This is a genomic window from Streptomyces hokutonensis (assembly GCF_000376565.1).
GTDB lineage: Bacteria > Actinomycetota > Actinomycetes > Streptomycetales > Streptomycetaceae > Streptomyces > Streptomyces hokutonensis.
The window spans coordinates 92,368-118,919 of the sequence record NZ_BARG01000011.1 but is presented as its reverse complement, the minus strand read 5'-3'; the positions used below and the strand labels follow the sequence as shown (position 1 = coordinate 118,919).

Below are 26,552 nucleotides of genomic sequence, written 5' to 3'. Positions count from 1 at the left end.
ACGGTCGGACGGTCGGACGGTCGGACGGTCGGACGGTCGGACGGTCGGACGGTCGGACGGTCGGACGGTCGGACGGTCGGACGCCAACGGCGGGAACCCTCCACAGGTAACCCCAGCCTCTCAACGGACCGCAAACGCCGGCCCCACGAGCTCCACCCACAACGGCCGGCCGCCGACGGCGAGACGCCCCACAGGAAACCCCAGCCTCTCGACCGACCGTAAACGGGCGGTGCGCGGGTGGGAGAAGAACCCGAGGCCGAAGGCCGAGGCCCCTCACCCGATGTCCGGCGGATCAACACGCACCCGCACCACATCCCCCCCACCCCGGGCCATCCGAGCAGCCTGCGCCCCCTTCAACGCGGCAGCCAACGCCCCCCCACTCCCCGGCCGCACCCGAATCAACGCCCGCTCCCACCGCTCCCCCACAGCCGGTCCCCCCACCCGCCGAGGCCCCCCGGCCATCACGACCGGCACCGGCACCGGCCCCAACACCTCCGCATCCGGCGGCAGTTCGACAGCCGCGAGAAACTCCGCGACAGCCTCCCCCGCCCCAGCCACCGCAGCCATCCGCGACACCGGCGGAAACCCCAACTCCGCCCGCTCGGCCAGCTCCCGCACCGCATGCCCCACGGGATCCCACCGCACCAGCGCCTGCACAGGCCGCAAGGTCGGCTCGGCCACGACAACCACGGTCCCCCCAACCCCCTGCGGCCGCACCAGCGAACCCGCCGCGATCCACCGCCGCAGCGCATCCTCCCCGGCCCGCAGATCGGGCCGCCCGAGCATCGCCCACCCGTCCAGCAGCAGCGCCGCCGCATACCCGCCCTCGGCAACCGGCTCGGCCCCCGGCGTACTCACGACCAGCGCGGGAGTCCCCGGCACGGTGTCGAGCACCTGCTCCCGCCCGGACGTCCGCACCGGCACCGCAGGAAACGCCCGCCCCAACTCCTCCGCCGTCCGTCGCGCCCCCACGACCTGCGCCCGCAACCGGAACCCCCCGCACTCGGGACAGTGCCAGGAGTTCTCCTCGACCCCGCACCACGCGCACCGCAGCACACCCCCGTCCTGCCCCTCCAACGGCCCGGCACAGTGCCGACACCGCGCCGCGGCCCGACACTGCGCGCACGCCATCCGCGGCACATACCCCCGCCGGGGCACCTGCACCAGCACGGGCCCGTGCTTCAACCCCTCCCGCACCGCCTGCCAGGCCAGCGTCGGCAAACGGGCGGCCCGAGCCGCCTCGTCCCGCGCGAGGTCCCCGTCCCCCACGGTCCGTACGAGCGGAGCGGCCACCCGCACCTGCTCACGCGAGGCGACCAACGGCCGCGCCCACCCGCTCTCCACCAGCTGCGCCGCCTCCACCGTGCAGCTCCAACTCCCCAGCAGGAACCCGCACTTGTCCAGCGCGGCGCGCAGCAGCAGCACCTCCCGCGCATGCGGCTGCGGCGCGTGCAACTCGCTGTGGCTGTCGTCCCCGTCGTCCCAGATCACGACAAGTCCCAGGTCCTGAACCGGCGCGAACATGGCAGCCCGGGTCCCGACGACCGCCCGTACAGCCCCCCGCCGCACGGCCAGCCACTGCCGATACCGCTTCTCGGGCCCGGCATCGGCGGTGAGCAGCGCATGCCGCCCCTCACCCAGCAGAGCCGTCAACGCGGCGTCGACCCGCCCGGCGGCCCGCCCGTCCGGTACGACGACGAGCGCCCCGCGCCCCGAGGCGAGCGTCGCGGCGACGGCCCGCGCGATCTCCTCGCTCCACTCGGGCCCAGGCAACGCATTCCACACCGCACGCGGCGCACCCCCCGAGGCCAACGCCTCCAGAAACCCGGCCCCCCGCTCGTACCGCCCCCAGGACCCCACATCCGGAACCCCCGGCGGCGGCAACGGCGCGGGCGAGGGCTTCTGCTCGGCCCGCGCGCTGCGCGGCGGCACGGCCAGCTGCAGCACATCGGCGAGACTCCCGGCATACCGATCAGCAACGGCCCGGGCCAGCCCCAGCAATTCCGCACTCAGCACCGGCTCGGGCGACACGACCTGCGCCAGCGCGGCAAGCGGCCCGGAGTAGTCGGACTCGGCCAACCGCTCGACAAGAAACCCGTCGATCAGCCCCCCACCCTCACGCCGCCCGTCCCGCACCCGATGCCGCCCGGCCCCGAACCGCACCCGCACCCGCACCCCGGGCTGCGCGTCGGCGTCGAGCTCCGCGGGCACGGCGTAGTCGAAGTACCGGTCGAGATGCAGCACCCCCTTGTCGACCAGCACCCGCGCGACCGGCAACTCCCCGGCCAGCGCGGCCCCCCGCCACGTCCGCGGCTTCGCCCTCGGCCCCTTCGCCTGCCGCACACTCTCCCGAATCAACGCAAGCTGCTCAGGCGGCGCACCCTCCGCCCCGCCGTCCCGTTCCCCGTCCGCGCTGCTCACGCCTGCATTCTTACCAAACGCGACTGACAACTGGCAGTGACCGATCGGTCGGACGACTGCGTCAGCAGAACATCGACAAGCCGCGTCGCAAGTCCGCTGTCCCGGCCATTTCCCCGGCCGATCCGGCCTCCGTCCCCGCCCGCAGGCTTGCCGCCTGGCCAGGAATCGGTATCAGAACTGGAAACGGGAAACAGCGCCGAGCGCCTTGCCCGCCCCGCGACGCCTGGCTGACGCTGAAACGCGACGACGGACGGCCCGGAGCATCGGCGGCGTCGGCATGAGGGGGGTTCACATGCTGGAGCAGCCACGTGTCTTCGGAGCCGAACTGCGCCGACTGCGTATCGCCGCCGGATTCACTCTGACGCGGTTCGCAGCCGCGGTGCACTACAGCAAGGGTCAGATCAGCAAGGTCGAGACGGGCCACAAACGCCCGACGAGCGAGTTCGCCCGCCTGTGCGACGCGGCATTGGGGACTGACGGCACGTTGGCGGCTCTCGTCCCCGCGGTTCCGGGACCCCGTCCCTCCGGCCGACGTCCCGTTCCCGACCAGGCAGGAGCCATGATCAACGACTCCGTAGAGCGTCCCGACGACACCAGGTGGCTCCCGCCGACGCGTCGGCAATTGATGGCGGCAGGCGCGGTGTCTGTGTTCGGCATCGCGACAGCCGCGCCCACCGCCACCACACAGGCCGAACCCTCTGGTCAACCGCTGATCGACGCCTACCGCGGCCTCTACGACCAGTACCGCCGCATCGGCCAGATGTGCCCGCCTCAGATACTTCTCCCGACGCTCGCCGAGCAGGCGAGCGCCCTGCGTTCGCTGGCCGTGAGCACCGGCGGAGACACCGGCCGCGGCCTGCTGGCCCTGGCCGCACGCTTCGCCGAGTTCACCGGCTGGATGGCCCAGGAGGCGGGCGACGACACTGCGGCGGCCCGCTGGACCTCCCATGCCGTGGACATCGCCGAGGCGGCGGGCGACAGCCACATGGCGTCCTACGCACTCGTCCGGCGCGCCCTGATCACCTACTACCGGGGCGAGGCTGCCGACACGGTCGCCCTCGCGGAGGGCGCGCTGCCCAGTCGGCTCCCACCGCGGATCCGCGCCCTGGCAGCGCAGCGCGCCGCCCAGGGGTACGCCCTGGACGGAGACCACGACGCCTGTATGCGTCTGCTCGAACGGGCTCGCGCCCTGTTCGGCCGGGCCGCCGCCGAGGAACCGGCATCCGACGCTCCCGTGCTCGGGCCGACGCACTTGAGTGACCCTGTCGCCATGGTGACCGGTTGGTGCCTCCTGGACCTGGGCAGGCCCCGACAGGCCGCCGAGGCCCTCGACACCGAGTACGAGCGGCTCGCCCCGGACGCCCTGCGGACGCGACGCCGGTACGGCGCACGTCGTGCGCTGGCCCATGCCATGTCCGGAGAGATCGGGTACGCCTGCGAGCTGACGGGGGATCTGCTGGACCTCACCTCAGGCGTGGACTCGGAAACCATCGCCACTGACCTGCGCCGCCTCGCCCGCGTCCTCGCGCGGCACCCGCGCCACCCCGCGTACCTGACCCTCGCGCCCTCGCTCGCCGCCGCGCTCACACCGCAGGCGTCGTGACCAGCACTCGCTCCCATCCAGCTGTCCGGCAGAGAGGTGGCCCCGCCATGCCCGAGATCTTCATCAACTACCGCACCCATGACGGCGAACACGCTGCCACGAATTTGGACAATGCCCTGCGTCACCGCTTCGGCGACGAGCACGTCTACCGCGCCAGCCGGTCGATCGTCCCCGGCGACAAGTTCGACGACGACCTCCTCCACAACGTGCGGGGCAGTTCCGTGCTGCTCGCCCTGATGGGCGACCGCTGGCTCGGTCACCCCCGGCTCGGTGCCGAGGACGACTGGGTCACCAAGGAGATCCTGGAGGCCTACCGCTGCGACGGCCGTGTCATCCCGGTGCTCGTCGGCCGTCGTACCGAACGGCCCGCGAGGAGCGCCCTGCCAACCGCCCTGATGTGGCTGTCGGACTGCCAGACACTCCGCTACGACCACCAGAACGACGAGTACGACCTCAAACGCATCGGGGACTCCCTGGCAGCCCTCGTCCCCGCGCTGGCAGCCGCAGACCGCACGACAACAGAGCCGGAACCCCCCGCGCCGGCAACCCCGGCAGCGGGCGACACCTACAACACCGACCTGGGCGGTAACGGGGGACGTATTCACATCGGCCCCGTCCACAAGGTCCGCCAGTCCGGTGCGGGTGCGAACTACACGGCCGGAGACCAGCAGGGCAACGTCAGCCACACCTTCGGCCCGATACCTCCGTCACAGGACGACGAGCGATGACTGACACACCTGGCCCACCGGCTGACGCAGAGCCCGTCCCTCCCACCGCACCTGGCGGCGACCGCTACCAGACCACTTTCCAATTCTTCGGGACCGACCCCCCACCGGATTTCCTGTCCTCGCCGACCGCCCCGCCCCGCCAGGTGGCCGAAGAGCAACTGAGCCGCCTCCAGCAGCGGTTCGTCCGGCCGACGGGCATCAACGACGCCTACGACACTCTTGAACGCCACAACATCGTGTTCCTGCGGGGCACCCCAGGAAACGGCAGAACCACAGCCGCCAAGGTCCTGCTGAGAGAGCTGCCACGCGGATCGGGCACCTACAAGGAGATCGCCCCTGATCCGGACGGCCAGTCACCCGAACCCCTCACCCCGGAACTTGTCGGTGAAGGAGACCGGATGCTGCTGGACCTGGCGGAGGCCGAGGAGGACGTGTGGACGCGCTACCACGACCAGCTCCCCGGATTCCACAAGGTTCTCCTCGACAAGCGGTCATTCCTCGCTGTCGTCCTGCCACAGCCCTACGCCGACGGGTTGAGCCCTGACTTCGCGGCGTACCGCAAGTCCGTCAACCGCCCGGACGACCTCGAAGTGATAGCGCGGCACCTGCGCGTACGCGGTATCGACACCAGGGACTGCAGGCGGGCGCCGAGGGAACTGACCGCCTACCTCGCCAACCAGCCACCCATGCGGGAATTGGCCAGGCTGGCGGACATCATCCTGGAAGCGCGTGAGACCGCCGAGCCCGCGGACTCCTTCCCGGACTGGTGCCGTCGGGCCATCGCCGCCGAGAAGATCCGGGCCGAGGAGGTGAACGACTTCGTCCCGGCACTCCGTGCCGGCTCCCAACGTGCCTTGCTGCTGACCGTCGCCATGCTCCATGGCGCACCCGCCGACGCGATTCACCGGGCCACGGCGATTCTCCAGAGGAATCTACGCATTGCGCGTGACGACCGTCCGCTGCTGGAACACAAAAGCCTCATGGAGCGACTGCACGAGGTGGGCGCCTCCCGAAACGACGCGTCCTGCGTCCACTTCGACAAGCTGCGTTACGACCACGCCGTACGCCACTATTTCTGGCGGAACATGCCCGACCTCCGCAGGCCACTGCGCGACTGGGCGGAGGAAACGCTGGGCCTGCCCCAGTTCCCCGAGGAGCACCAAAAAGCGCTCGTCGTCCGGTTGGCGGAACTGTGCGCGCTGACGGAAGACGCGGACAGACTGACCTACCTGGCCTGGGACTGGGCAAAGCAACCCACGGACCCCACGCATACGCGCGCCGCAGTCGACTGGCTCAGCTGGGGTGTCCGCAACGAGCACGAGCCGACGAGCCGGCATTTCCGCAGTGCGATCTATACCTGGGCAACCCATCGCCTCGAACCGTCCATGCGCCAGGTATTGATCGATGTATGTCTGAACACCATGGCATTCACACACCCTGAGCAGGCCGTCGTCAGGCTGCACCACCTGGCCCGCAGGGAGCCGTGGAGTAAGGCCGACAGCAGGAACTCGGCCCGGCGCGTGCTGTTGGCACTGGTGGCGATGGACACACGCCTGCGGCTCTATCTCCTTTACCGGCTGGCTGTCCTGGCGCCACAGACAGACGAGGCCCGGCGGCAAGCGGCCGACGCGTCACTCTTCCTCGGCCTGCTCATGATGCCGAGCCGGCCCGAACACGTCCTGCTCCAGCTGACCTCGACCCGGCTCTGGCTCTCGAAGTGCTGGACCAATGTGTTGCGGTGGTTCAGCAGCGAGAGTTGGCTCCCTCATCTCACACAGTGGGTCGCCGCCGTGGACTCGGCCGAGGACCCGGACCTCGTCCACCAGGCCCTCGACGTCCTGGTCGACGCCTCCGCCGAGAACTACCCCGCCCTCCGCCAGATCTATCTGACGGTGCGCAAGTCCCTGTCCGCCGCGAAGGCCGAGCGGCTGCTGTCCCGTATCGCGGAAGTACAGCGAAAGCGTCCGCCACACCAGGCCGGTTCCAAGAAGGGAACCCAGTCATGAGTTCCGCCCAGAAGACCGTTTCCGTCTTCATGGCGCTGATCAGCGCCATGCTCGTGCTGATCCTCGGTCTGTACACAGCTTGGCCTGCCTGGGCGTGGCCCCTCGCCGTGCTCCTGTTGGCGGCCGCCTGGACGGGTGCCGCGTTCACGACGCTGCGTACGAACCGCGGTAGGCCGCTGTCCGAGACGGTGACCGCGCCACCTGCACCCGAAGTCGAACGCCGTGAGCTGTCGGTGCGGGACATCACGCTGCCCAGCGCGCTCAAGGACTACGACTTCCTCTTCTCGGCAACGATTCGCTGGTGCCCCGAGAAGCCCTACGCGCCGGAGAACGGCACGCATCACGGGGGCCTCGCCCTGCAAGCGGTCGTGAAGCGGGCCAGGGAGGTGACCCTGGCCCACGAGCCGTTCCGGAGCTCCCTGATCCAGCACGAACTGAGCGGCGCGCTGGCGGAGATGCTGCCCGATCCCGGTGGCCGGGTCCGGGCGATGGCCCTAGATATCGTCCTCAGGCTCTCGGAGGACGACCAGCGCCGCCTGGACCGGCTGGCCGCCATCCGCAAGGACGAGGACTTGTGGGAGCACGAGCGCAGGCAGGAGAAGAGCAAGCGCGACTACCTCGGCCATGACGTTCTCCAGGACACGGGGCGCGCCGTCGTCTGGTGGCTGGCCAGGAACGGCGAGAAGGTCGAGAAGACCGTCAGCGATATCGGCCTGCTGGCACAGCTCACGTCGGCGGCCAACAACGAACAGGTGGCCGAGCCGTTCCGGCACCTCGTGCCCGGTGCGGCTGCCGAGACGACGGCCGACGCTCCCAAACAGCCGGCGGACCTGTTCACCGAATTCATGAGGCAGATGGGCTTCAAGGCAGGCGACGACGCGTGCGTGATGGTCGCCGATCAGGTCGCGATGGCCATCAAGGACAAGAACCCGGACACCGCGGAGGAGATCCGTACACGTTTCGCTCCGCCGGAGGAGTCCTCGGGCGAGGACGGGGAGCGGGAAGCTGATGGAGAGGGGGAGGAGGAAGGGGAGAGGGACAGCGAGTAGCGCGAGAGAGCATGAGCAGGGCCCGGCCCCCGAGGGGAACCGGGCCCTGACACTACGCGGGGAGGGCTACAGCCCCGCAGCCTTCCGCAGCGCGTCCACGCGGTCCGTGCGCTCCCACGTGAAGTCGGGGATCTCGCGGCCGAAGTGGCCGTACGCGGCGGTCTGGGCGTAGATCGGGCGGAGCAGGTCGAGGTCGCGGATGATGGCGGCCGGGCGGAGGTCGAAGACCTCGTCGATCGCCTTCTCGATGCGGTCGGTGTCGACCTTGGCGGTGCCGAAGGTCTCGACGAAGAGGCCTACGGGCTCGGCCTTGCCGATCGCGTAGGCGACCTGGACCTCGCAGCGCGAGGCGAGGCCCGCGGCGACGACGTTCTTCGCGACCCAGCGCATGGCGTACGCGGCGGAGCGGTCGACCTTGGACGGGTCCTTGCCGGAGAACGCGCCGCCGCCGTGGCGGGCCATGCCGCCGTACGTGTCGATGATGATCTTGCGGCCGGTGAGGCCGGCGTCGCCCATCGGGCCGCCGATCTCGAAGCGGCCGGTGGGGTTCACGAGCAGGCGGTAGCCGTCGGTGTCGAGCTTGATGCCCTCGTCCAGGAGCGCCTTCAGCTCGGCCTCGACCACGAACTCGCGGATGTCGGGGGCGAGCAGCGACTCCAGGTCGATGTCGGACGCGTGCTGCGAGGAGACGACGACCGTGTCGAGGCGGACGGCCTTGTCGCCGTCGTACTCGATGGTGACCTGGGTCTTGCCGTCGGGGCGCAGGTACGGGATGGTCCCGTTCTTGCGGACCTCGGAGAGGCGCTTGGCGAGGCGGTGCGCCAGGAAGATCGGGAGCGGCATGAGCGTCGGCGTCTCGTCCGTCGCGTAGCCGAACATCAGGCCCTGGTCGCCCGCGCCCTGCTTGTCGAGCTCGTCGTCGTCGCCCTCGACACGGTTCTCGTACGCCGTGTCGACACCCTGCGCGATGTCCGGGGACTGCGCGCCGATGGACACCGAGACGCCGCAGGAGGCGCCGTCGAAGCCCTTCTTCGAGGAGTCGTAGCCGATCTCCAGGATCTTGTCGCGGACGAGCTGCGCGATGGGCGCGTAGGTCTTGGTGGTGACCTCGCCGGCCACGTGCACCAGGCCGGTGGTGATCAGCGTCTCGACGGCGACCCGGGAGGTCGGGTCCTCCCGCAGAAGCGCATCGAGAATGGTGTCGCTGATCTGGTCAGCGATCTTGTCGGGGTGACCTTCGGTCACGGACTCCGAGGTGAAAAGACGACGGGACACAACGCTCCCTGAGGTTGCAGCGGCTGCTGGCTGATCATTGGCGGACGGGACGGGAGCTGCGCCCGACGTCGTCCGAGAACAGTTTATCGGTCGCGGTCGACAGACGGTCCCCCCGTCTCGTCTCTCGGGAAGTGCTGTGACCTGCGGCACGCGCATTTTGCCGAATGCGTGGTGCCGTTGGCCAGAGCCGCCACGCGCGAATGTCAGGTTTCAGCGAACTGTCGGACGGCTGAAACAAATCAGGCAAGCCGCTGTGCGACCAGGTCCCACACGGTCTCGGCCAGGGCTTCCTTCGGGCCGTAGGGCACCGTGGTCTCGCTGCCGTCGGCACCCAGCACGACCGCCTCGTTCTCCTCGGAACCGAAGGTCTTGCGCTCCCCCACCTCGTTCACCACCAGCAAATCGCAGCCCTTGCGCACCAGTTTCGTACGGCCGTTGGCGAGGACGTCGTCCGTCTCGGCGGCGAACCCGACGACCACCTGTCCGGGGCGGGCCCGGTCGGCGGAGACCTCCGCGAGGATGTCCGGATTCCGCACCAGGACGACGGGCTCGGGGTCCTTGTCGTCCTTCTTCTTGATCTTCCCCGTCGCGTACTCGGCCGGGCGGAAGTCCGCGACCGCCGCGGCCATGACGACCGCGTCCGCGTCCGCGGCGGCCTTCAGCACCGCCTCCCGCAGCTGTACGGCGGTCTCGACCTGAACGACGTCGACGCCCGCCGGGTCGGGCAGTCCCGTGTTCGCCGCGAGCAGGGTGACCCGGGCGCCCCGGGCGGCGGCGGTGCGCGCGAGGGCGTAGCCCTGCTTGCCGGAGGAGCGGTTGCCGAGGAAGCGGACCGGGTCGAGGGGCTCGCGGGTACCGCCGGCGCTGACAACGACGTGCCGGCCCTTCAGGTCGGGTTCGGTGACGCCCCGCGCGAGCACCCGGCGGCAGACCTCGAAGATCTCGACGGGGTCGGGCAGCCGACCCTTGCCGGTGTCGACGCCCGTGAGTCTGCCGACGGCCGGTTCGATCACCACGGCACCGCGGCGGCGCAGTGTCGCCACGTTCTCCTGCGTGGCCGGGTGTTCCCACATCTCCGTGTGCATCGCGGGCGCGAAGACGACGGGACAGCGGGCGGTGAGGAGGGTGTTGGTGAGGAGGTCGTCGGCGAGGCCGTGGGCCGCCTTCGCGAGCATGTCCGCCGTGGCGGGGGCTACGACCACCAGGTCGGCGCCTTGGCCGATGCGCACGTGCGGGACCTCGTGGACGTCGTCCCACACCTCGGTCGAGACGGGGTGCCCGGAGAGCGCGGACCAGGTGGCGGCGCCGACGAAGTGCAGGGCGGAGGCGGTGGGGACGACGCGGACGTCATGCCCGGACTCCGTCAGTCTGCGCAGCAGCTCGCACGCCTTGTACGCGGCGATGCCACCACTGACTCCCAGAACGACCTTCGGCTTGTCCACGTCTCTCCCCGGGTTCGGAAACGTACGTACCCATGACACACCACAGGCCCGACAGTCGCTGCCGGGCCTGTGGACAAAGCTCTGTTGCTCAGGTCGCGGGGCCCTCGACGGCCTCGGAGGTCAGCAGACCCGCGTTGATCTCGCGCAGGGCGATGGAGAGCGGCTTCTCGTGGACGTGCGTGTCGACGAGCGGACCGACGTACTCCAGCAGGCCCTCGCCGAGCTGGGAGTAGTACGCGTTGATCTGACGGGCGCGCTTGGCGGCGTAGATCACGAGGCTGTACTTCGAGTCGGTGGCCTCGAGGAGCTCGTCGATCGGAGGGTTGATGATGCCCTCGGGAGCGGTGATGGAAGAGGACACGCTCTGCCTTCCGAAAGATGGGATGAGATCGGAAAAACGATCACACAACTTCCATCAAGGCTAGCAGCTCGCGCGCTACGTCCTCGACGGAGGTGTTGACCAGGGTCGCGTCGAACTCGGGCTCCGCCGCCAGTTCGACCTTCGCCGCGTCCAGGCGGCGCTCGATCACCTCGGGCGGCTCGGTGCCCCGCCCGGTGAGCCTGCGCACCAGCTCCTCCCAGGAGGGGGGAGCCAGGAACACCGAGTGGGCCTCGGACATGGACTCGCGGACCTGCCGGGCGCCCTGGAGGTCGATCTCCAGCAGCACCGGCACACCGGACTCCAGGTGCTCCAGCACGGCCGTCCGCGGGGTGCCGTAGCGGTTGCCGGCGAACTCGGCCCACTCCAGCAGCTCGCCGTTGGCGATCAGCTTGTCCATCTCCTCGTCGCTGACGAAGAAGTAGTGGACCCCGTGCTTCTCGCCGGGGCGGGGCTTGCGGGTCGTCGCCGACACCGAGAGCCAGACCTCGGGGTGTTCCTTGCGCATATGGGCGACGACCGTGCTCTTGCCGACCCCTGAGGGGCCGGAGAGCACGGTCAGCCGCGGACGTTCACTCATGCAGCGATTATTCCAGCAATCCCGGGGTGCCCGGGACTCAAGAGCCGGTGCTGCCGAACTCACGCTCCAGGGAGGCGATCTGGTTGGAGCCGAGGCCACGTACTCGGCGGCTCTCGGAGATGCCGAGTCGCTCCATGATCTGCTTGGCGCGGACCTTGCCCACGCCGGGCAGGGACTCAAGCAGCGCGGAGACCTTCATCTTGCCGATGACGTCGTTCTCCTGGCCCTGCTTGATGACGTCATGCAGGGAGGCGCCGGAGTGCTTGAGTCGATTCTTGACCTCGGCCCGCTCCCGGCGAGCCGCGGCGGCCTTTTCGAGCGCGGCTGCGCGCTGTTCAGGGGTAAGGGGCGGAAGAGCCACGCCTACGTCACCTCGGATGTCGAACTGTCGGATACGGACCGGTGAGGAACCTAGTCGCCCCACACCTGGGGAGCTACGAGCAACACGCTTGCCCGTTGACTCTGCTCGGAGACTAGCGGCCAGGGACGCCAGAGTCAGCGAGAACAGAGGAAAAGTCCTGGTCAGCCTGCGCCAGGCCGGACATTTCCGACATAACGCCCCGGATTTGAGGATGTATTCAGACTCAAGTCACTCCCGAGCCGGTCGTCGAGCCACTCATCGGAGGACTCGATCGACCCGTTCGAACACCTCAGACGGTCGCAAAGGCGACGCGGATCTCCTCCGCGAAGCGGTCCGAGGCCGTCCGCAGCGCTCCCACGTCGGGACCGTGACGTAGAACACCCCGGCTCACGTTCGGAACGACATTGCGCAGCACCGACCCGAAAACCCCGGGAAGATCGGCCGGAGTCGCCCCCTGGGCCCCGATACCGGGCGCGAGAATCGGACCGTTGACCGCGAGGTCGTACGACGACAGGTCGCCCAGGGTGGCGCCGACGACGGCCCCGAAGGAACCCAGCGGCTCCTCTCCCGCGTTCTCGGCGGCCAGGTGGGCGAGCATGGTCGCTCCGACGTTCCGGCCGTCCGCGCGGACCGCGTGCTGCACCTCGCCGCCCTCAGGGTTGGAGGTCAGCGCGAGCACGAAGAGCCCGGCACCGCTCTCCCGCGCCAGTTCGACCGCCGGGGCGAGCGAGCCGTAGCCGAGATACGGCGAGACGGTCAGCGCGTCGGAGAACAGCGGGGAGTCCTTCCGCAGGAAGGACTCGGCGTAGGCGGCCATGGTCGAGCCGATGTCGCCGCGCTTGGCGTCCATCACGACCAGCGCGCCGGCCGCCCGGGCCTCCTCCACTGACTTCTCCAGGACGGCGATCCCGCGCGAGCCGAAGCGTTCGAAGAAGGCGCTCTGCGGCTTGAGGACGGCGACCCGGTCGGCGAGCGCCTCGACGACCGTGCGGCTGAACCGCTCCAGCCCAGCCACGTCGTCGTTCAGGCCCCACTCGGTGAGCAGCGAGGCGTGCGGGTCGATGCCGACGCAGAGCGGGCCGCGCTCGTCCATGGCCGTGCGGAGGCGGGCACCGAAGGGTTCCAGGGGGCTCATACCGGCTGCTTCCTTACGTCGGCGCCGACCGCGTCGGCGAGGGTGGCGTACGGGCTCGTGCGCAGGCGCGCGGCGAGGCCCTTGTGGAGGGCGCGGCCCCAGAAGGGACCCTCGTAGATGAAGGCGCTGTAGCCCTGCACGAGCGTGGCACCGGCGAGGATGCGCTGCCAGGCGTCCTCGGCGTTCTCGATGCCGCCGACGCCCACCAGGGTGATGCGGTCGCCCACGCGCGCGTAGAGGCGGCGCAGTACCTCCAGGGAGCGAGCCTTCAGGGGCGCCCCGGACAGTCCGCCGGTCTCCTTGACGAGGGAGGGTTCGGATTTCAAACCGAGCCCCTCGCGCGCGATGGTCGTGTTCGTGGCGATGATGCCGTCCAGGCCGAGTTCGACCGCAAGGTCGGCGACCGCGTCCACGTCCTCGTCCGCGAGGTCCGGGGCGATCTTGACCAGGAGCGGGACACGGCGGTCGGTCACCGCGCGGTCGGCCGCTTCGCGGACGGCAGTCAGCAGCGGGCGCAGCGCCTCGGTCGCCTGGAGGTTGCGCAGCCCGGGCGTGTTGGGCGACGACACGTTGACGACGAGATAGTCGGCGTGCCGGGCGAGCCGCTCGGTCGACTTCACGTAGTCGCCGACGGCCTCCTCCTCGGGTACGACCTTGGTCTTGCCGATGTTGACGCCGACGACGGTCCGGAAGACCGCCTCACGGGCCTCCAAGCGGGCCGCCACGGCTGCGGAGCCCTCGTTGTTGAAGCCCATGCGGTTGATCAGCGCGCGGTCCGGCACGAGGCGGAACAGCCGCTTCTTGGGGTTGCCGGGCTGCGGCTCCCCCGTGACCGTGCCGATCTCGACGTGGTCGAAGCCGAGCATCGACATGCCGTCGATGGCGACCGCGTTCTTGTCGAAGCCGGCCGCGAGCCCGAACGGCCCGTGCATGCGCAGCCCGAAGGCCTCGGTCCGCAGCTCCTCGAACCGGGGCGCGAGGGCGGCGGCGACGAAGGTGCGCAGTACGGGGATGCGGACGGCGAGCCGGATCCAGCGGAAGGCGAGGTGGTGGGCCTGCTCCGGGTCCATCCGTTTGAAAACCAGACGGAAGAAAAGCTTGTACATCTGAGTGTCCTCACGAAGAGGGGGACACCTTCCGGTGTCCCCCTCAAGGCTGCTAGTCGCGGGCCGCGGTCAGGTGCTGCGCGTGTTCCTGGAGTGAACGCACGCCCACATCACCGTGGTTGAGTGCGTCGATGCCCTGGACGGCGGCGGCGAGCGCCTGGACCGTCGTGAGGCACGGGACCGACCGGGCCACGGCCGCCGTACGGATCTCGTAGCCGTCGAGGCGGCCGCCGGTGCCGTACGGGGTGTTGACGATGAGGTCGACCTCGCCGTCGTGGATGAGCTGGACGATGGTCTTCTCGCCGTTCGGGCCGATGCCCTCGGACTGCTTGCGGACGACCGTCGCGTTCAGGCCGTTGCGCTTGAGGACCTCTGCCGTACCGGAGGTGGCGAGCAACTCGAAGCCGTGGGCGACCAGTTCGCGTGCCGGGAAGATCATCGAGCGCTTGTCGCGGTTGGCGACCGAGATGAACGCGCGGCCCTTGGTGGGCAGCGGGCCGTAGGCGCCCGCCTGGGACTTGGCGTACGCCGTGCCGAAGACGGAGTCGATGCCCATGACCTCGCCGGTGGAGCGCATCTCCGGGCCGAGGACGGTGTCGACGCCCCGCCCGTGGATGTCGCGGAAGCGCGACCACGGCATGACGGCCTCCTTGACGGAGATCGGCGCGTCCAGCGGGAGTTCGCCGCCGTCGCCGTGGGCCGGGAGCAGTCCCTCGGCGCGCAGTTCGGCGACGGTCGCGCCCAGGGAGATGCGCGCGGCGGCCTTCGCGAGCGGCACCGCGGTCGCCTTCGAGGTGAAGGGAACCGTACGGGACGCGCGCGGGTTGGCCTCCAGGACGTAGAGGATGTCGCCGGCCATCGCGAACTGGATGTTGATCAGTCCGCGCACGCCGACGCCCTTGGCGATGGCTTCGGTTGAGGCCCGCAGGCGCTTGATGTCGAAGCCGCCCAGAGTGATCGGCGGCAGGGCGCACGCCGAGTCGCCGGAGTGGATGCCGGCCTCCTCGATGTGCTCCATGACCCCGCCGAGGTAGAGCTCATGGCCGTCGTAGAGCGCGTCCACGTCGATCTCGATGGCGTCGTCGAGGAAGCGGTCGACCAGGACCGGCCGGGAGGGGCTGATCTCGGTGGACTCGGCGATGTACGACTCCAGGCGGGTCTCGTCGTAGACGATCTCCATGCCGCGCCCGCCGAGGACGTACGACGGGCGGACGAGGACCGGGTAGCCGATCTCGTCGGCGATGGCCTTGGCGCCCACGAAGGTGGTCGCCGTGCCGTGCTTGGGGGCCGGGAGGCCCGCCTCAGCGAGGACCTGGCCGAAGGCGCCGCGGTCCTCGGCGGCGTGGATCGCCTCGGGGGGCGTTCCGACGACCGGGACGCCGTTGTCCTTGAGGGCCTGCGCCAGGCCCAGCGGGGTCTGGCCGCCGAGCTGCACGATCACACCGGCGATCGGCCCGGCCAGGGACTCCGCGTGGACGATCTCCAGCACGTCCTCGAGCGTGAGCGGCTCGAAGTACAGGCGGTCGGAGGTGTCGTAGTCCGTGGAGACGGTCTCGGGGTTGCAGTTGACCATCACGGTCTCGTAGCCCGCGTCGCTGAGCGCGAAGGAGGCGTGGACGCAGGAGTAGTCGAACTCGATGCCCTGGCCGATGCGGTTGGGGCCCGACCCCAGGATGATGACCGCGGGCTTCTCGCGCGGGGCGACCTCGTTCTCCTCGTCGTAGGACGAGTAGAAGTACGGCGTCTTCGCGGCGAACTCGGCGGCGCAGGTGTCGACCGTCTTGTAGACCGGGCGGATGCCGAGCGCGTGCCGGACCTCGCGGACGACGTCCTCGCGCAGGCCGCGGATCTCGCCGATCTGCTGGTCGGAGAAGCCGTGGCGCTTGGCCTCGGCGAGCAGTTCCGGGTCCAGCTTGTCGGCGGCGGCCAGCTCGTCGGCGATCTCCTTGATGAGGAAGAGCTGGTCGACGAACCAGGGGTCGATCTTCGTGTACTCGAAGACCTCCTCCTGGGTGGCGCCCGCGCGGATGGCCTGCATGACGGTGTTGATCCGGCCGTCGGTGGGCCGTACGGCCTCTTCGAGGAGCTGGGTCTTGTCGCCGGGCTCGCCGACGAAGGTGAACTGGCTGCCCTTCTTCTCCAGGGAGCGCAGCGCCTTCTGGAAGGCCTCGGTGAAGTTGCGGCCGATGGCCATGGCCTCGCCGACCGACTTCATCGTCGTGGTCAGCGTGGAGTCGGCCTGCGGGAACTTCTCGAAGGCGAAACGCGGGGCCTTCACGACCACGTAGTCGAGGGTCGGCTCGAAGGAGGCCGGGGTCTCGCGCGTGATGTCGTTCGGGATCTCGTCGAGGGTGTAGCCGACGGCCAGCTTGGCGGCGATCTTGGCGATCGGGAAGCCGGTCGCCTTGGAGGCGAGGGCCGAGGAGCGGGACACGCGCGGGTTCATCTCGATGACGATGACGCGGCCGTCGACCGGGTCGATCGCGAACTGGATGTTGCAGCCACCGGTGTCGACGCCGACCTCGCGGATGATCGCGATGCCCACGTCGCGCAGCACCTGGTACTCGCGGTCGGTCAGGGTCATGGCCGGGGCGACGGTGATCGAGTCGCCGGTGTGCACGCCCATGGGGTCGAAGTTCTCGATGGAGCAGACGACCACGACGTTGTCGTTCTTGTCGCGCATCAGCTCCAGCTCGTACTCCTTCCAGCCGAGGATGGACTCCTCCAGGAGGACCTCGGTGGTGGGAGACAGGGTCAGTCCCTGGCCGGCGATGCGGCGCAGCTCCTCCTCGTCGTGCGCGAAGCCGGAGCCCGCGCCGCCCATGGTGAAGGAGGGGCGGACGACGACCGGGTAGCCGCCGAGCGTCTCGACGCCCTGGATGACGTCGTCCATGGAGTGGCAGATCACCGAGCGGGCGGACTCGCCGTAGCCGATCTTCTGGCGGACGGCCTCGACGACGCCCTTGAAGAGGTCGCGGTCCTCGCCCTTGTTGATGGCCTCGACATTGGCGCCGATCAGCTCGACGCCGTACTTCTCCAGCGTGCCCGCCTCGTGCAGCGAGATCGCGGTGTTGAGCGCCGTCTGACCGCCCAGGGTGGGCAGCAGGGCGTCCGGCCGCTCCTTGGCGATGATCTTCTCGACGAAGTCCGGGGTGATCGGCTCGACGTAGGTGGCGTCGGCGATCTCCGGGTCGGTCATGATCGTCGCCGGGTTGGAGTTGACCAGGATGACGCGGAGGCCCTCGGCGCGCAGGATGCGGCAGGCCTGGGTGCCGGAGTAGTCGAACTCGGCGGCCTGGCCGATGACGATCGGGCCGGAGCCGATGACCAGGACGGACTGGATATCGGAGCGCTTAGGCACGCTGGCCCTCCATGAGAACTGTGTCCATCAAAGACGTGAAGCGGTCGAACAGGTAGGCGGCGTCGTGCGGGCCCGCTGCCGCTTCGGGGTGGTACTGGACGCTGAAGGCCGGCCGGTCCAGGAGCTGGAGCCCCTCGACGACCTGGTCGTTCAGGCAGACGTGGGAGACCTCGGCGCGGCCGTACGGGGTCTCGGAGACCTTGTCGAGCGGCGCGTCGACGGCGAAGCCGTGGTTGTGCGCGGTGACCTCGACCTTGCCCGTCGTACGGTCCTGGACGGGCTGGTTGATGCCCCGGTGGCCGTACTTCAGCTTGTACGTGCCGAAGCCGAGCGCGCGGCCCAGGATCTGGTTGCCGAAGCAGATCCCGAAGAGCGGGGTGCCGCGCTCCAGGACGGCCTGCATGACGGCGACCGGGTGATCGGCGGTGGCCGGGTCGCCCGGGCCGTTGGAGAAGAACACGCCGTCGGGCTGGACGGCGTAGACGTCCTCGACGGTCGCGGTCGCGGGTAGTACGTGCACCTCGATGCCGCGCTCGGCCATACGGTGCGGGGTCATGCCCTTGATGCCCAGGTCGACGGCGGCGACGGTGTACTTCTTCTCGCCGATCGCGGGGACGACGTACGTCTCCTTGGTGGCGACCTCCGCCGACAGGTCGGCGCCCGTCATCTCGGGGGCCTGGCGCACCTCGGCGAGCATGGTCCCGTCGTCGGGCAGCGCGTTGCCGGAGAAGATGCCGACGCGCATCGCGCCGCGCTCGCGCAGATGGCGGGTCAACGCGCGTGTGTCGATGCCGGAGATCCCGACGACGCCCTGGTTGCGCAGCTCCTCGTCGAGGGAGCGGCGGGAGCGCCAGTTGGACGGCACGCGCGCGGGGTCGCGGACCACGTAACCGGCGACCCAGATGCGGGACGACTCCGGGTCCTCGTCGTTGACACCGGTGTTGCCGACGTGCGGCGCCGTCATCACGACGACCTGGCGGTGGTACGACGGGTCGGTCAGGGTCTCCTGGTAGCCGGTCATGCCGGTGGAGAACACGGCCTCGCCGAAGGTCACCCCCACGGACCCGTAGGCACGGCCCCGGAAGATCCGGCCGTCCTCCAGGACGAGTACGGCGGGAACCTTGTCGGCTCCCCTGGTGGAGGTGGTCATCGTGCGCCTTCCGTCTTGTTGATCATGCTGTTCAAGGTCTCGACCCACTCGGCGTGCTCGGCCGCGGTGTCGGACCGGAACCCGGAGTCGATCAGCCGGTCTCCGTGCGCCCACGTCACGACCAGGAGACCGCCCTCGCTGAGCACCTTCCCGGCGATGCCCTTGCCGAGCAGGGCCTCGCGCAGAGCGTCGGCCGGGATGAAGAAGTCGGTGGCTCCTGGTCGTACGACGTCCAGTCCCGCGTCCGTGAGCGTGAGCTCGACCCGGCTGCGGGTGCCCAGGCTGTGCGCCACGATGCGGTCGAGCCACTGCCCGGCGGTGGTGGAGCCGTGGTAGCGGCCGCTCATCGTCAGTCTCGCCGGACCGGGGTCGGACGGCGCGTCGGGCAGCTCGGGCAGGTCGCCCTGGAGCGTGCCGCGCCACTTCCAGCCCTCGCGCATCAGCCAGTAGACGAGCGCGATGAACAGGGCGAGCCCGACGAGCCAGCCGATACGCGCGGCCCAGTCGGTCACCGGGGCGGACTTCTCCCCGGCCGCGAGGTGGGTCAGTTGCAGTGGTGTCACGTGAGCTTCCCGTCGACGAGCGTGGCCTTGCCCCGGAGCCAGGTGTGCGTCACACGACCCGGCAGCTCACGCCCCTCGTACGGGGTGTTGCGACTGCGCGAAGCGAAGCCCGCGGGGTCCACCGACCCACGGTATTCCGTGTCGACGAGCGTGAGGTTGGCGGGCTCACCAGCCGAGACGGGACGACCGTGGCCTGCCGCCCGCCCGATCGCGGCGGGCTTGGCGGACATGCGCTCGGCGACCCCGGCCCAGGTGAGGAGCCCGGTGTCCACCATGGTCTCCTGCACCACTGACAACGCGGTCTCCAGGCCGACCATCCCCATGGCGGCGGCGGCCCACTCGCAGTCCTTGTCCTCGTGCGGGTGCGGGGCGTGGTCGGTGGCGACGATGTCGATCGTGCCGTCGGCGAGCGCCTCGCGCAGGGCGAGCACGTCCCGCTCGGTGCGCAGCGGCGGGTTGACCTTGTAGACCGGGTTGTAGGAGCGCACCAGCTCATCCGTGAGGAGGAGGTGGTGCGGGGTGACCTCGGCGGTCACGTCGATGCCCCGGGACTTGGCCCAGCGGACGATCTCGACGGACCCTGCGGTCGAGAGGTGGCAGATGTGGACGCGGGAGCCGACGTGCTCGGCGAGCAGGACATCCCGGGCGATGATCGATTCTTCGGCCACCGCGGGCCAGCCACCGAGCCCGAGTTCGGCGGAGACGACGCCCTCGTTCATCTGGGCGCCCTCGGTGAGGCGGGGCTCCTGGGCGTGCTGGGCGACGACCCCGCCGAAGGCCTTCACGTACTCCAGGGCGCGGCGCATGATCACCGCGTCGTCGACGCACTTGCCGTCGTCGGAGAAGACGGTGACCCCGGCGGCCGACTCGTGCATCGCGCCCAGTTCGGCGAGCTTCTTGCCCTCCAGGCCGACGGTGACGGCGCCGATGGGCTGCACATCGCAGTACCCGTGCTCCTGGCCGAGCCGGTAGACCTGCTCGACGACACCGGCGGTGTCGGCGACGGGGAAGGTGTTGGCCATGGCGAACACGGCCGTGTAACCGCCGCTGGCGGCGGCCCGCGTGCCGGTCAGGACGGTCTCGGAGTCCTCACGGCCGGGCTCGCGGAGGTGGGTGTGCAGGTCGACGAGACCGGGGAGGAGGATCTTCCCCTCGGCCTCCACGACATCGGCGCCCTCCGCGCTCAGGCCGACGCCCACCTCGGAGATCGTGTCGCCGTCGATCAGCACGTCCTGCGGCTCGCCGCCGAGGATCTTCGCACCACGGATCAGGATCTTGCTCATGTGACTTACTTCTCCTCGATGCGGGCGTGGCTGACGGCGGGTTCGTTGCCGCCCAGAAGCAGATAGAGCACGGCCATCCGGATGGAGACTCCGTTTGCGACCTGCTCGACGACGGTGCAGCGGTCCGAGTCGGCGACCTCTGCGGTGATCTCCATGCCCCGGACCATCGGCCCCGGGTGCATCACGATCGCGTGCTCGGGCATCTTCGCCATGCGGTCGCCGTCGAGGCCGTAGCGCCGCGAGTACTCGCGCTCGGTCGGGAAGAACGCCGCGTTCATGCGCTCGCGCTGCACGCGCAGCAGCATCACCGCGTCGGACTTGGAGAGCGTGCTGTCGAGGTCGTAGGAGACCTCGCAGGGCCAGGACTCGACGCCGACCGGTACCAGGGTGGGCGGGGCGACGAGGGTGACCTCGGCGCCGAGGGTGTGCAGCAGGTCGACGTTCGAGCGGGCGACGCGGCTGTGCAGGATGTCGCCGACGAGGGTGATCCGCTTGCCGGCCAGGTCCTGCCCGAGCCCGGCGTCCCGGCCGACGAGCCGGCGGCGCATGGTGAACGCGTCCAGCAGCGCCTGTGTGGGGTGCTGGTGGGTGCCGTCGCCGGCGTTGATGACGGCCGCGTCGATCCACCCGGAGGTGGCGAGCCGGTAGGGCGCTCCGGAGGCGCCGTGCCGGATGACGACCGCGTCGACGCCCATGGCCTCCAGGGTCTGCGCGGTGTCCTTCAGGGACTCGCCCTTGGAGACGCTCGACCCCTTGGCGGTGAAGTTGATGACGTCGGCGGAGAGGCGCTTCTCGGCGGCTTCGAAGGAGATGCGCGTGCGCGTGGAGTCCTCGAAGAAGAGGTTGACGACGGTACGGCCGCGCAGGGTCGGCAGTTTCTTGATCGGCCGGTCGGCGACCCGGGCCATCTCCTCGGCGGTGTCGAGAATCAGGACGGCGTCGTCGCGGGAGAGGTCGGCGGCCGAGATGAGATGACGCTGCATCTGTCAGGCTCCGTAAGGCAGTTCACGAAAGAGGGAGATTCCGGGCGGACGGGGCACGCCGAACCGGCGTACGCCCTAGGTCGTGTCCGCAAAGTCCCGTCGTCCGCCCGGAGGGCGGGCCCCGCGGCGTCCGGTGCGTGCTCTCGGCGTGCCGGGCGGAAGCCCTCGTACTGGACGTACTTGGGCTTTCGCCCGGTGCGGCGAGAGTGCGTGCCGGGCGTCGCGGGGCAGGCGGGACTTTGCGGACACGGCCTAGGCCCGCTACGGGGTCTGCTTGGCGCCGAGCAGCACGGTGTCGCGACCGTCCTCCTCGGCGAGCTGGACCTTGACCGTCTCCCGCAGCGACGTGGGGAGGTTCTTGCCGACGTAGTCGGCGCGGATGGGCAGTTCGCGGTGGCCTCTGTCGACCAGGACCGCGAGCTGCACCGCGCGGGGGCGCCCGATGTCGTTCAGGGCGTCCAGGGCGGCGCGGATGGTGCGGCCGGAGAAGAGCACGTCGTCGACGAGGACGACGAGACGGCCGTCGATGCCGTCACCGGGGATGTCGGTGCGGGCCAGCGCGCGCGGCGGGTGCATGCGCAGGTCGTCGCGGTACATCGTGATGTCGAGGGAGCCGACCGGGATCTTGCGGTCGGTGATCTCCTCGAGCTTGACGGCGAGCCGCTGGGCGAGGAAGACGCCCCGCGTCGGAATGCCGAGGAGCACCACGTCGTCGGCGCCCTTGGCGCGCTCGACGATCTCGTGGGCGATGCGGGTCAGAACCCGCGCGATGTCGGGGGCCTCGAGGACCGGCCGCGCATCGGACTCGTACTGCTGGGTGTCCATAAGAAACGGACCTCCTTCTCCGCCTCACGGGACGGACCTTAAAGGACGTCGGATTTGCGCCATCCACGTTAGCAGGCCGGGACGACACCCCTGATCACCCCTATGGAGTAATCGGCCACCGCCGGCACGGAAGACCCGGTGCGGACCATTCGGCTTGACGCGGAAGTGTAACGCTGCGTAACCTCACAGTGAGTTACCAGCCGCGCGGCACGGAAACACTGTTGCCGCGTAGACACAGTGTCCGGGGAGCTATATGTCCAGCGAATACGCCAAACAGCTCGGGGCCAAGCTCCGGGCCATCCGCACCCAGCAGGGCCTTTCCCTCCACGGTGTCGAGGAGAAGTCCCAGGGACGCTGGAAGGCGGTCGTGGTCGGGTCGTACGAGCGCGGAGACCGTGCCGTCACCGTGCAGCGCCTCGCCGAGCTGGCGGACTTCTACGGGGTTCCGGTGCAGGAGCTGCTGCCGGGCACCACGCCGGGCGGGGCCGCCGAGCCGCCGCCGAAGCTGGTGCTGGACCTGGAGCGGCTGGCCCACGTGCCCGCCGAGAAGGCCGGCCCGCTGCAGCGGTACGCCGCCACGATCCAGTCCCAGCGCGGTGACTACAACGGCAAGGTGCTCTCGATCCGCCAGGACGACCTGCGCACACTCGCCGTCATCTACGACCAGTCGCCGTCGGTCCTCACCGAGCAGCTGATCAGCTGGGGCGTGCTGGACGCGGACGCGCGTCGCGCGGTTTCCCACGAGGAGAACTGAGCCGCTCCCCGTCTCAGCAGAAACGTGCCGCCGGGGTGGCCGGAACTTCACCGTTCCGGTCGCCCCGGCGGCTTTCTGCGGGCCTCAGGGGTCGCGGACACACCGATACGCCAGGGGGCCCGCAGCAGTCACGCTGCGGGCCCCCTGGCGATGCCGTACCTCTTACGCCTCGTCCCGGCGCAGCGAGGGCTTCAGGTCCTTGAAGCGGCCCAGCAGGCCGTTCACGAACGAGGGCGACTCGTCCGTCGAGAACTCCTTGGCCAGCTGCACCATCTCGTCGAGGACGACGGCGTCCGGGGTCTCGTCGGCCCAGATCAGCTCGTAGGCGCCGAGGCGCAGGATGTTGCGGTCCACCACGGGCATGCGGTCCAGCGTCCAGCCGACCGAGTACTGCGCGATCAGCTCGTCGATGCGGCGCGCGTGCTGCGCGTACCCCTCGACCAGCTCCATCGTGTACTCGCTGACCGGCGGCTGCCGGGTGTCGTCCCGGGAGAGACGGATCCAGTCCGCGAGAACGGTCTGGACGCCGACTCCGCGCTGGTCGCCCTCGAAGAGGATCTGGAAGGCGCGCTTGCGGGCCGTATTGCGGGCAGCCACGGTTAGCTGTTCACCCGGCCGAGGTAGTCGCTCGAACGGGTGTCGACCTTGATCTTCTCACCGGTGGTGATGAAGAGCGGGACCTGGATCTGGTAGCCGGTCTCCAGGGTGGCCGGCTTGGTGCCACCGGTGGAGCGGTCGCCCTGGACGCCGGGCTCGGTCTCCTGGATCGTCAGCTCGACGGCGGCGGGCAGCTCGACGAAGAGCACCTCGCCCTCGTGCTGCGCGACCGTGGCCGTGAAGCCCTCGATCAGGAAGTTGGCGGCGTCGCCGACGGCCTTGCGGTCGACCATGAGCTGGTCGTAGGTCTCCATGTCCATGAAGACGAAGTACTCGCCGTCCATGTACGAGAACTGCATGTCGCGCTTGTCGACAGTGGCCGTCTCGACCTTGACGCCGGCGTTGAACGTCTTGTCGACGACCTTGCCGGAGAGCACGTTCTTGAGCTTGGTGCGCACGAAGGCAGGGCCCTTGCCGGGCTTGACGTGCTGGAACTCGACGACGGACCAGAGCTGGCCGCCTTCGAGCTTGAGCACCAGGCCGTTCTTGAGGTCGTTCGTGGAAGCCACGGTTGCGGAATCTCCTGGACTGACGTGGACGACCCCGGGGCACGCGCACAGCTCGAAAAAGCTACAGCGCGAGCAGTTCCTTGGTCGTGATGGTGAGTAGCTCGGGTCCGCCGTCCGCCTCAGGGCGTACGACGAGCGTGTCATCGATCCGGACACCGCCCCGGCCCGGGAGGTGGACCCCCGGTTCGACGGTGACCGGCACGCAAGCGTCCAGTTTACCCATGGCCGCGGGGGCCAGCTGCGGGTCCTCGTCGATTTCGAGTCCGACACCGTGGCCGGTGAGGGGTGCGAGGCCCTCCGAGTACCCCGCGGAGTCCAGCACCTGACGTGCCGCGCGGTCCACATCGCGGTAGGCGGCGCCCGGGCTCAGGGACTCCCGTGCGGCGCGCTGGGCGGCGAAGACGAGGTCGTACAGCTCGATCTGCCAGTCGGCGGGCGAGGTGCCGATGACGAACGTACGGCCGATCTCACAGCGGTAGCCGCGGTAGGTGGCGCCGAGGCAGACGGAGAGGAAATCTCCTTCCTCCACCCGGCGGTCGGTCGGCCGGTGACCGCGTCGGCCGGAGTGCGGGCCGGTCGCGACGGACGTGGCGAAGGCGGGGCCGTCGGCGCCGTGGTCGACGAGCCGTCGCTCCAGCTCGAGGGCGAGATGGCGTTCGGTACGGCCGACGAGGATCGACTCCAGCAGCTCGCCGAGCGCCTGGTCGGCGATCTCGGCGGCGATTCTCAGACAGGAGATCTCCTCCTCGTCCTTGATGACCCGCAGCTGTTCCGCCGCGCCGCCGATGTCGGTGAGGCGGAGCGTGGGGGCGACCGAGCGGAGGGCTCGGTGGCGGGTCACGGTGAGGTGGTGTTCTTCCACGGCCATGGATTCGGCGCCGGTCGCCGACGCGAGGTCCGCGGCGGCTACGGCGGGGTCGCCGCCGGGGCTCGGGAGGGTGTGGATGCGGAGGGTTTCGTCGGGGCGGCCCTCTGCTGGACGCTCGTCCAATGGGCTCGCGCAGACCAGCATGTCCTCGCGCTTGCCCAGCAGCAGGACGGTGTCCTGCGGGGCGGGGCCGGCCAAGTAGCGCACGTTGGCCGGGCTGGTCACCAGGGCGGATTGACTGCCGCCGGCTTGGGCTCGTTCCCTCAGCCTGGCTCTGCGGGCTGCGTAGACCTCTGACATGAGATGAGCGTAGGAGCGGTGGCTGGATTGTGCTGGTTGGGAGGGTGCCGTTCGGGGGACGGGCCCTGAGTTTCGGCTGCGGGCCGGTGGGGGCTGGTCGCGCCCACGCGGCGGAGCCGCATATTGATACAGCCCCGCGCCCCTAAAAGCCGCAAGTCACGTTCGTTACCAGCTCGGCGGGCTCGCTATGGAGCGCGCGAGCACGTCGTTGAGTACCTGGGCCGTCTGCTGTACATCCATCTGGGAGTTGTCGATGATCGGGAGGCCGGAGCCGTACCAGCCCGCCATGCGGCCGTGGATGCGGGCGACCTCCTCGTCGGTGAGGCGGCGGTTGCCGGAGCGCTTCGCGTTGCGCTCGAGGACTATTTCGAGGCCCGGGAGGAGGACGACGGGGAGGAGGCCGGGGCCGACATGACGCTTCCAGCCGCCGAGGCCGACGACCGGGCGGTCGGGGAAGACGGCGTCGTCGAGGATGCAGGAGATGCCGTTGGCGAGGAAGTTGCGGGCGGCGAAGCCGCAGGTACGGCGGGCCAGGCGGTACTGCGCCTCGGAGTGGTCGTTCCAGCCGGACTGGGGGTCGGCGAAACCGGAGCGGACCCATTCGCGGACGTCGTCGAGGCTGATGTGGGCGGTGGGGACCCGGCGGTGGTCGGCCCAGTACTTGGCGACGCTCGTCTTGCCGGCGCCGGCGGGACCGATGAGCAGCACCGCGAGGGTGGTGGAGGTCGGGTCGGGAGCGGCCTGCGCGGGGGGCGCACTCGGCATGGCCACGGGGCCGCCGGGCGGCAGTTGGACATGGCCGGTGGTGTCCGGCACATGGCGCGGGATCGTGTACGGCATCGGCGGGGCCGCCGGCGGTGGGGGCACCGAACCCGGATGCTGCGGGCCCGGGTGCTGTCCCGTCGGCATCCAACCGGCGGCCGGTCCCTGCCCCGGCTGGTGGGGCGGCGGCAGCGGAGACCCCACTGCGTGCTGCATCCGGTGCCACTCCATCTCGTCTTTTCTGGCTCGCTCACCTCCAGGGCGCTGAAGCCGGTGCCGAGGCCGCGATCGTGCTCGCCCCTTCGGGCCTCCGCGCGATCACGGTCTCGGCACCGGCACGCCCCTCCAGCTCGCTCGCAGCAGGCAATTGGCGCTGGCAGCGGGCCCGAAACCCCCGCTCCCTACCGAACGGTACCTTCCCCGGCCGCCATTTGGTGAACGGCCGGGGAGGG

At 69.9% G+C, this 26,552-nt stretch carries 23 protein-coding genes; 5 read left to right on the top strand and 18 right to left on the bottom strand.

The genetic code is table 11. From position 1 onward, the window contains the following. Positions 1–273: 273 nt before the first annotated feature. A complete protein-coding gene (locus tag SSP08S_RS04680; protein WP_019066411.1) occupies positions 274–2,421 on the bottom strand; it encodes a primosomal protein N' in 2,148 nt (715 codons plus the stop codon). A gap of 292 nt (positions 2,422–2,713) precedes the next feature. Between SSP08S_RS04680 and SSP08S_RS04675 the strand changes: the two genes are divergently transcribed. The 4 genes from SSP08S_RS04675 to SSP08S_RS54790 are packed head-to-tail and all read left to right on the top strand — an operon-like array spanning position 2,714 to position 7,807. After that, positions 2,714–4,024 (top strand): helix-turn-helix domain-containing protein, encoded by a 1,311-nt coding sequence (locus SSP08S_RS04675; RefSeq protein ID WP_019066410.1) that lies wholly within the window; start codon positions 2,714–2,716, stop codon positions 4,022–4,024. 47 nt (positions 4,025–4,071) lie between these two features. Further along, positions 4,072–4,752: a toll/interleukin-1 receptor domain-containing protein gene (locus tag SSP08S_RS04670; protein WP_019066409.1), complete on the top strand. Its 681-nt coding sequence runs from the start codon at positions 4,072–4,074 to the stop codon at positions 4,750–4,752. Then, complete coding sequence (locus tag SSP08S_RS04665; RefSeq protein WP_158697129.1) at positions 4,749–6,758, top strand: hypothetical protein; 2,010 nt, start codon at positions 4,749–4,751, stop codon at positions 6,756–6,758. Before SSP08S_RS04670 ends, SSP08S_RS04665 begins: the two co-directional genes overlap by 4 nt. Beyond that, complete coding sequence (locus SSP08S_RS54790; protein WP_019066407.1) at positions 6,755–7,807, top strand: hypothetical protein; 1,053 nt, start codon at positions 6,755–6,757, stop codon at positions 7,805–7,807. Before SSP08S_RS04665 ends, SSP08S_RS54790 begins: the two co-directional genes overlap by 4 nt. A 66-nt stretch (positions 7,808–7,873) precedes the next feature. On the opposite strand, the gene metK is transcribed toward SSP08S_RS54790, so the two are convergent. From metK to pyrR, 13 genes are all read right to left on the bottom strand, one after another. Beyond that, positions 7,874–9,082, bottom strand: coding sequence for a methionine adenosyltransferase (gene metK / locus SSP08S_RS04655; protein ID WP_019066406.1), 1,209 nt, complete (start codon positions 9,080–9,082; stop codon positions 7,874–7,876). 239 nt (positions 9,083–9,321) lie between these two features. Continuing rightward, positions 9,322–10,524 carry a bifunctional phosphopantothenoylcysteine decarboxylase/phosphopantothenate--cysteine ligase CoaBC gene (gene coaBC / locus SSP08S_RS04650; protein ID WP_019066405.1) on the bottom strand — a complete coding sequence of 401 codons (1,203 nt, stop codon included), beginning with the start codon at positions 10,522–10,524 and terminating at the stop codon, positions 9,322–9,324. 88 nt (positions 10,525–10,612) lie between these two features. Then, positions 10,613–10,885, bottom strand: coding sequence for a DNA-directed RNA polymerase subunit omega (gene rpoZ / locus SSP08S_RS04645; protein ID WP_019059732.1), 273 nt, complete (start codon positions 10,883–10,885; stop codon positions 10,613–10,615). A gap of 40 nt (positions 10,886–10,925) precedes the next feature. Beyond that, positions 10,926–11,483, bottom strand: a complete 558-nt coding sequence (gene gmk / locus SSP08S_RS04640) for a guanylate kinase (protein WP_019066404.1) — start codon at positions 11,481–11,483, stop codon at positions 10,926–10,928. Between the two features lie 37 nt (positions 11,484–11,520). Next, positions 11,521–11,844 (bottom strand): integration host factor, encoded by a 324-nt coding sequence (locus SSP08S_RS04635; RefSeq protein ID WP_019059734.1) that lies wholly within the window; start codon positions 11,842–11,844, stop codon positions 11,521–11,523. A 289-nt stretch (positions 11,845–12,133) separates the two neighbouring features. Further along, entirely contained in the window at positions 12,134–12,979 is an 846-nt protein-coding gene (gene pyrF, locus SSP08S_RS04630) for an orotidine-5'-phosphate decarboxylase (RefSeq protein WP_019066403.1), read from the bottom strand. Further along, positions 12,976–14,085, bottom strand: coding sequence for a quinone-dependent dihydroorotate dehydrogenase (locus SSP08S_RS04625; protein ID WP_019066402.1), 1,110 nt, complete (start codon positions 14,083–14,085; stop codon positions 12,976–12,978). The genes pyrF and SSP08S_RS04625 overlap by 4 nt, the downstream gene beginning before the upstream one ends. Positions 14,086–14,137: 52 nt before the next feature. Further along, entirely contained in the window at positions 14,138–17,446 is a 3,309-nt protein-coding gene (gene carB, locus SSP08S_RS04620; protein ID WP_019066401.1) for a carbamoyl-phosphate synthase large subunit, read from the bottom strand. After that, complete coding sequence (gene carA, locus SSP08S_RS04615; RefSeq protein ID WP_019066400.1) at positions 17,439–18,596, bottom strand: glutamine-hydrolyzing carbamoyl-phosphate synthase small subunit; 1,158 nt, start codon at positions 18,594–18,596, stop codon at positions 17,439–17,441. Before carA ends, carB begins: the two co-directional genes overlap by 8 nt. After that, entirely contained in the window at positions 18,593–19,159 is a 567-nt protein-coding gene (locus SSP08S_RS04610) for a PH-like domain-containing protein (RefSeq protein ID WP_019066399.1), read from the bottom strand. Before SSP08S_RS04610 ends, carA begins: the two co-directional genes overlap by 4 nt. Next, positions 19,156–20,442 carry a dihydroorotase gene (locus tag SSP08S_RS04605; RefSeq protein WP_019066398.1) on the bottom strand — a complete coding sequence of 429 codons (1,287 nt, stop codon included), beginning with the start codon at positions 20,440–20,442 and terminating at the stop codon, positions 19,156–19,158. The genes SSP08S_RS04610 and SSP08S_RS04605 overlap by 4 nt, the downstream gene beginning before the upstream one ends. Before the next feature lie 5 nt (positions 20,443–20,447). Further along, a complete protein-coding gene (locus SSP08S_RS04600; protein ID WP_019066397.1) occupies positions 20,448–21,425 on the bottom strand; it encodes an aspartate carbamoyltransferase catalytic subunit in 978 nt (325 codons plus the stop codon). 261 nt (positions 21,426–21,686) lie between these two features. Continuing rightward, positions 21,687–22,250: a bifunctional pyr operon transcriptional regulator/uracil phosphoribosyltransferase PyrR gene (gene pyrR, locus SSP08S_RS04595; RefSeq protein ID WP_019066396.1), complete on the bottom strand. Its 564-nt coding sequence runs from the start codon at positions 22,248–22,250 to the stop codon at positions 21,687–21,689. 253 nt (positions 22,251–22,503) lie between these two features. Here pyrR and bldD point away from each other — a divergent pair, with 253 nt between their 5' ends. After that, positions 22,504–23,004 (top strand): transcriptional regulator BldD, encoded by a 501-nt coding sequence (gene bldD, locus SSP08S_RS04590; protein WP_019059743.1) that lies wholly within the window; start codon positions 22,504–22,506, stop codon positions 23,002–23,004. A gap of 162 nt (positions 23,005–23,166) precedes the next feature. Here the strand turns inward: bldD and nusB are convergent, their stop codons facing one another. From nusB to SSP08S_RS04570, 4 genes are all read right to left on the bottom strand, one after another. Continuing rightward, entirely contained in the window at positions 23,167–23,601 is a 435-nt protein-coding gene (nusB, locus tag SSP08S_RS04585) for a transcription antitermination factor NusB (protein WP_019066395.1), read from the bottom strand. A 2-nt stretch (positions 23,602–23,603) separates the two neighbouring features. Further along, positions 23,604–24,170, bottom strand: a complete 567-nt coding sequence (gene efp / locus SSP08S_RS04580; RefSeq protein WP_019066394.1) for an elongation factor P — start codon at positions 24,168–24,170, stop codon at positions 23,604–23,606. A gap of 61 nt (positions 24,171–24,231) precedes the next feature. Beyond that, positions 24,232–25,338 (bottom strand): aminopeptidase P family protein, encoded by a 1,107-nt coding sequence (locus tag SSP08S_RS04575; protein WP_026178177.1) that lies wholly within the window; start codon positions 25,336–25,338, stop codon positions 24,232–24,234. Between the two features lie 165 nt (positions 25,339–25,503). Further along, on the bottom strand, positions 25,504–26,316 hold the full coding sequence (locus SSP08S_RS04570) for a Pro-rich N-terminal domain-containing protein (protein ID WP_026178176.1): 813 nt from the start codon (positions 26,314–26,316) through the stop codon (positions 25,504–25,506). Positions 26,317–26,552 lie beyond the last annotated feature (236 nt).

Excerpts from the sequence above, each read along its gene's own strand:
- SSP08S_RS04675 (WP_019066410.1), top strand. The coding sequence starts at position 2,714 with ATGCTGGAGCAGCCACGTGTCTTCGGAGCCGAACTGCGCCGACTGCGT.
- SSP08S_RS04670 (WP_019066409.1), top strand. The coding sequence starts at position 4,072 with ATGCCCGAGATCTTCATCAACTACCGCACCCATGACGGCGAACACGCT.
- SSP08S_RS04665 (WP_158697129.1), top strand. The coding sequence starts at position 4,749 with ATGACTGACACACCTGGCCCACCGGCTGACGCAGAGCCCGTCCCTCCC.
- SSP08S_RS54790 (WP_019066407.1), top strand. The coding sequence starts at position 6,755 with ATGAGTTCCGCCCAGAAGACCGTTTCCGTCTTCATGGCGCTGATCAGC.
- gmk (WP_019066404.1), bottom strand. The coding sequence starts at position 11,483 with ATGAGTGAACGTCCGCGGCTGACCGTGCTCTCCGGCCCCTCAGGGGTC.
- pyrF (WP_019066403.1), bottom strand. The coding sequence starts at position 12,979 with ATGAGCCCCCTGGAACCCTTCGGTGCCCGCCTCCGCACGGCCATGGAC.
- SSP08S_RS04625 (WP_019066402.1), bottom strand. The coding sequence starts at position 14,085 with ATGTACAAGCTTTTCTTCCGTCTGGTTTTCAAACGGATGGACCCGGAG.
- carA (WP_019066400.1), bottom strand. The coding sequence starts at position 18,596 with ATGACCACCTCCACCAGGGGAGCCGACAAGGTTCCCGCCGTACTCGTC.
- SSP08S_RS04605 (WP_019066398.1), bottom strand. The coding sequence starts at position 20,442 with ATGAGCAAGATCCTGATCCGTGGTGCGAAGATCCTCGGCGGCGAGCCG.
- SSP08S_RS04600 (WP_019066397.1), bottom strand. The coding sequence starts at position 21,425 with ATGCAGCGTCATCTCATCTCGGCCGCCGACCTCTCCCGCGACGACGCC.
- pyrR (WP_019066396.1), bottom strand. The coding sequence starts at position 22,250 with ATGGACACCCAGCAGTACGAGTCCGATGCGCGGCCGGTCCTCGAGGCC.
- bldD (WP_019059743.1), top strand. The coding sequence starts at position 22,504 with ATGTCCAGCGAATACGCCAAACAGCTCGGGGCCAAGCTCCGGGCCATC.
- SSP08S_RS04575 (WP_026178177.1), bottom strand. The coding sequence starts at position 25,338 with ATGTCAGAGGTCTACGCAGCCCGCAGAGCCAGGCTGAGGGAACGAGCC.
- SSP08S_RS04570 (WP_026178176.1), bottom strand. The coding sequence starts at position 26,316 with ATGCAGCACGCAGTGGGGTCTCCGCTGCCGCCGCCCCACCAGCCGGGG.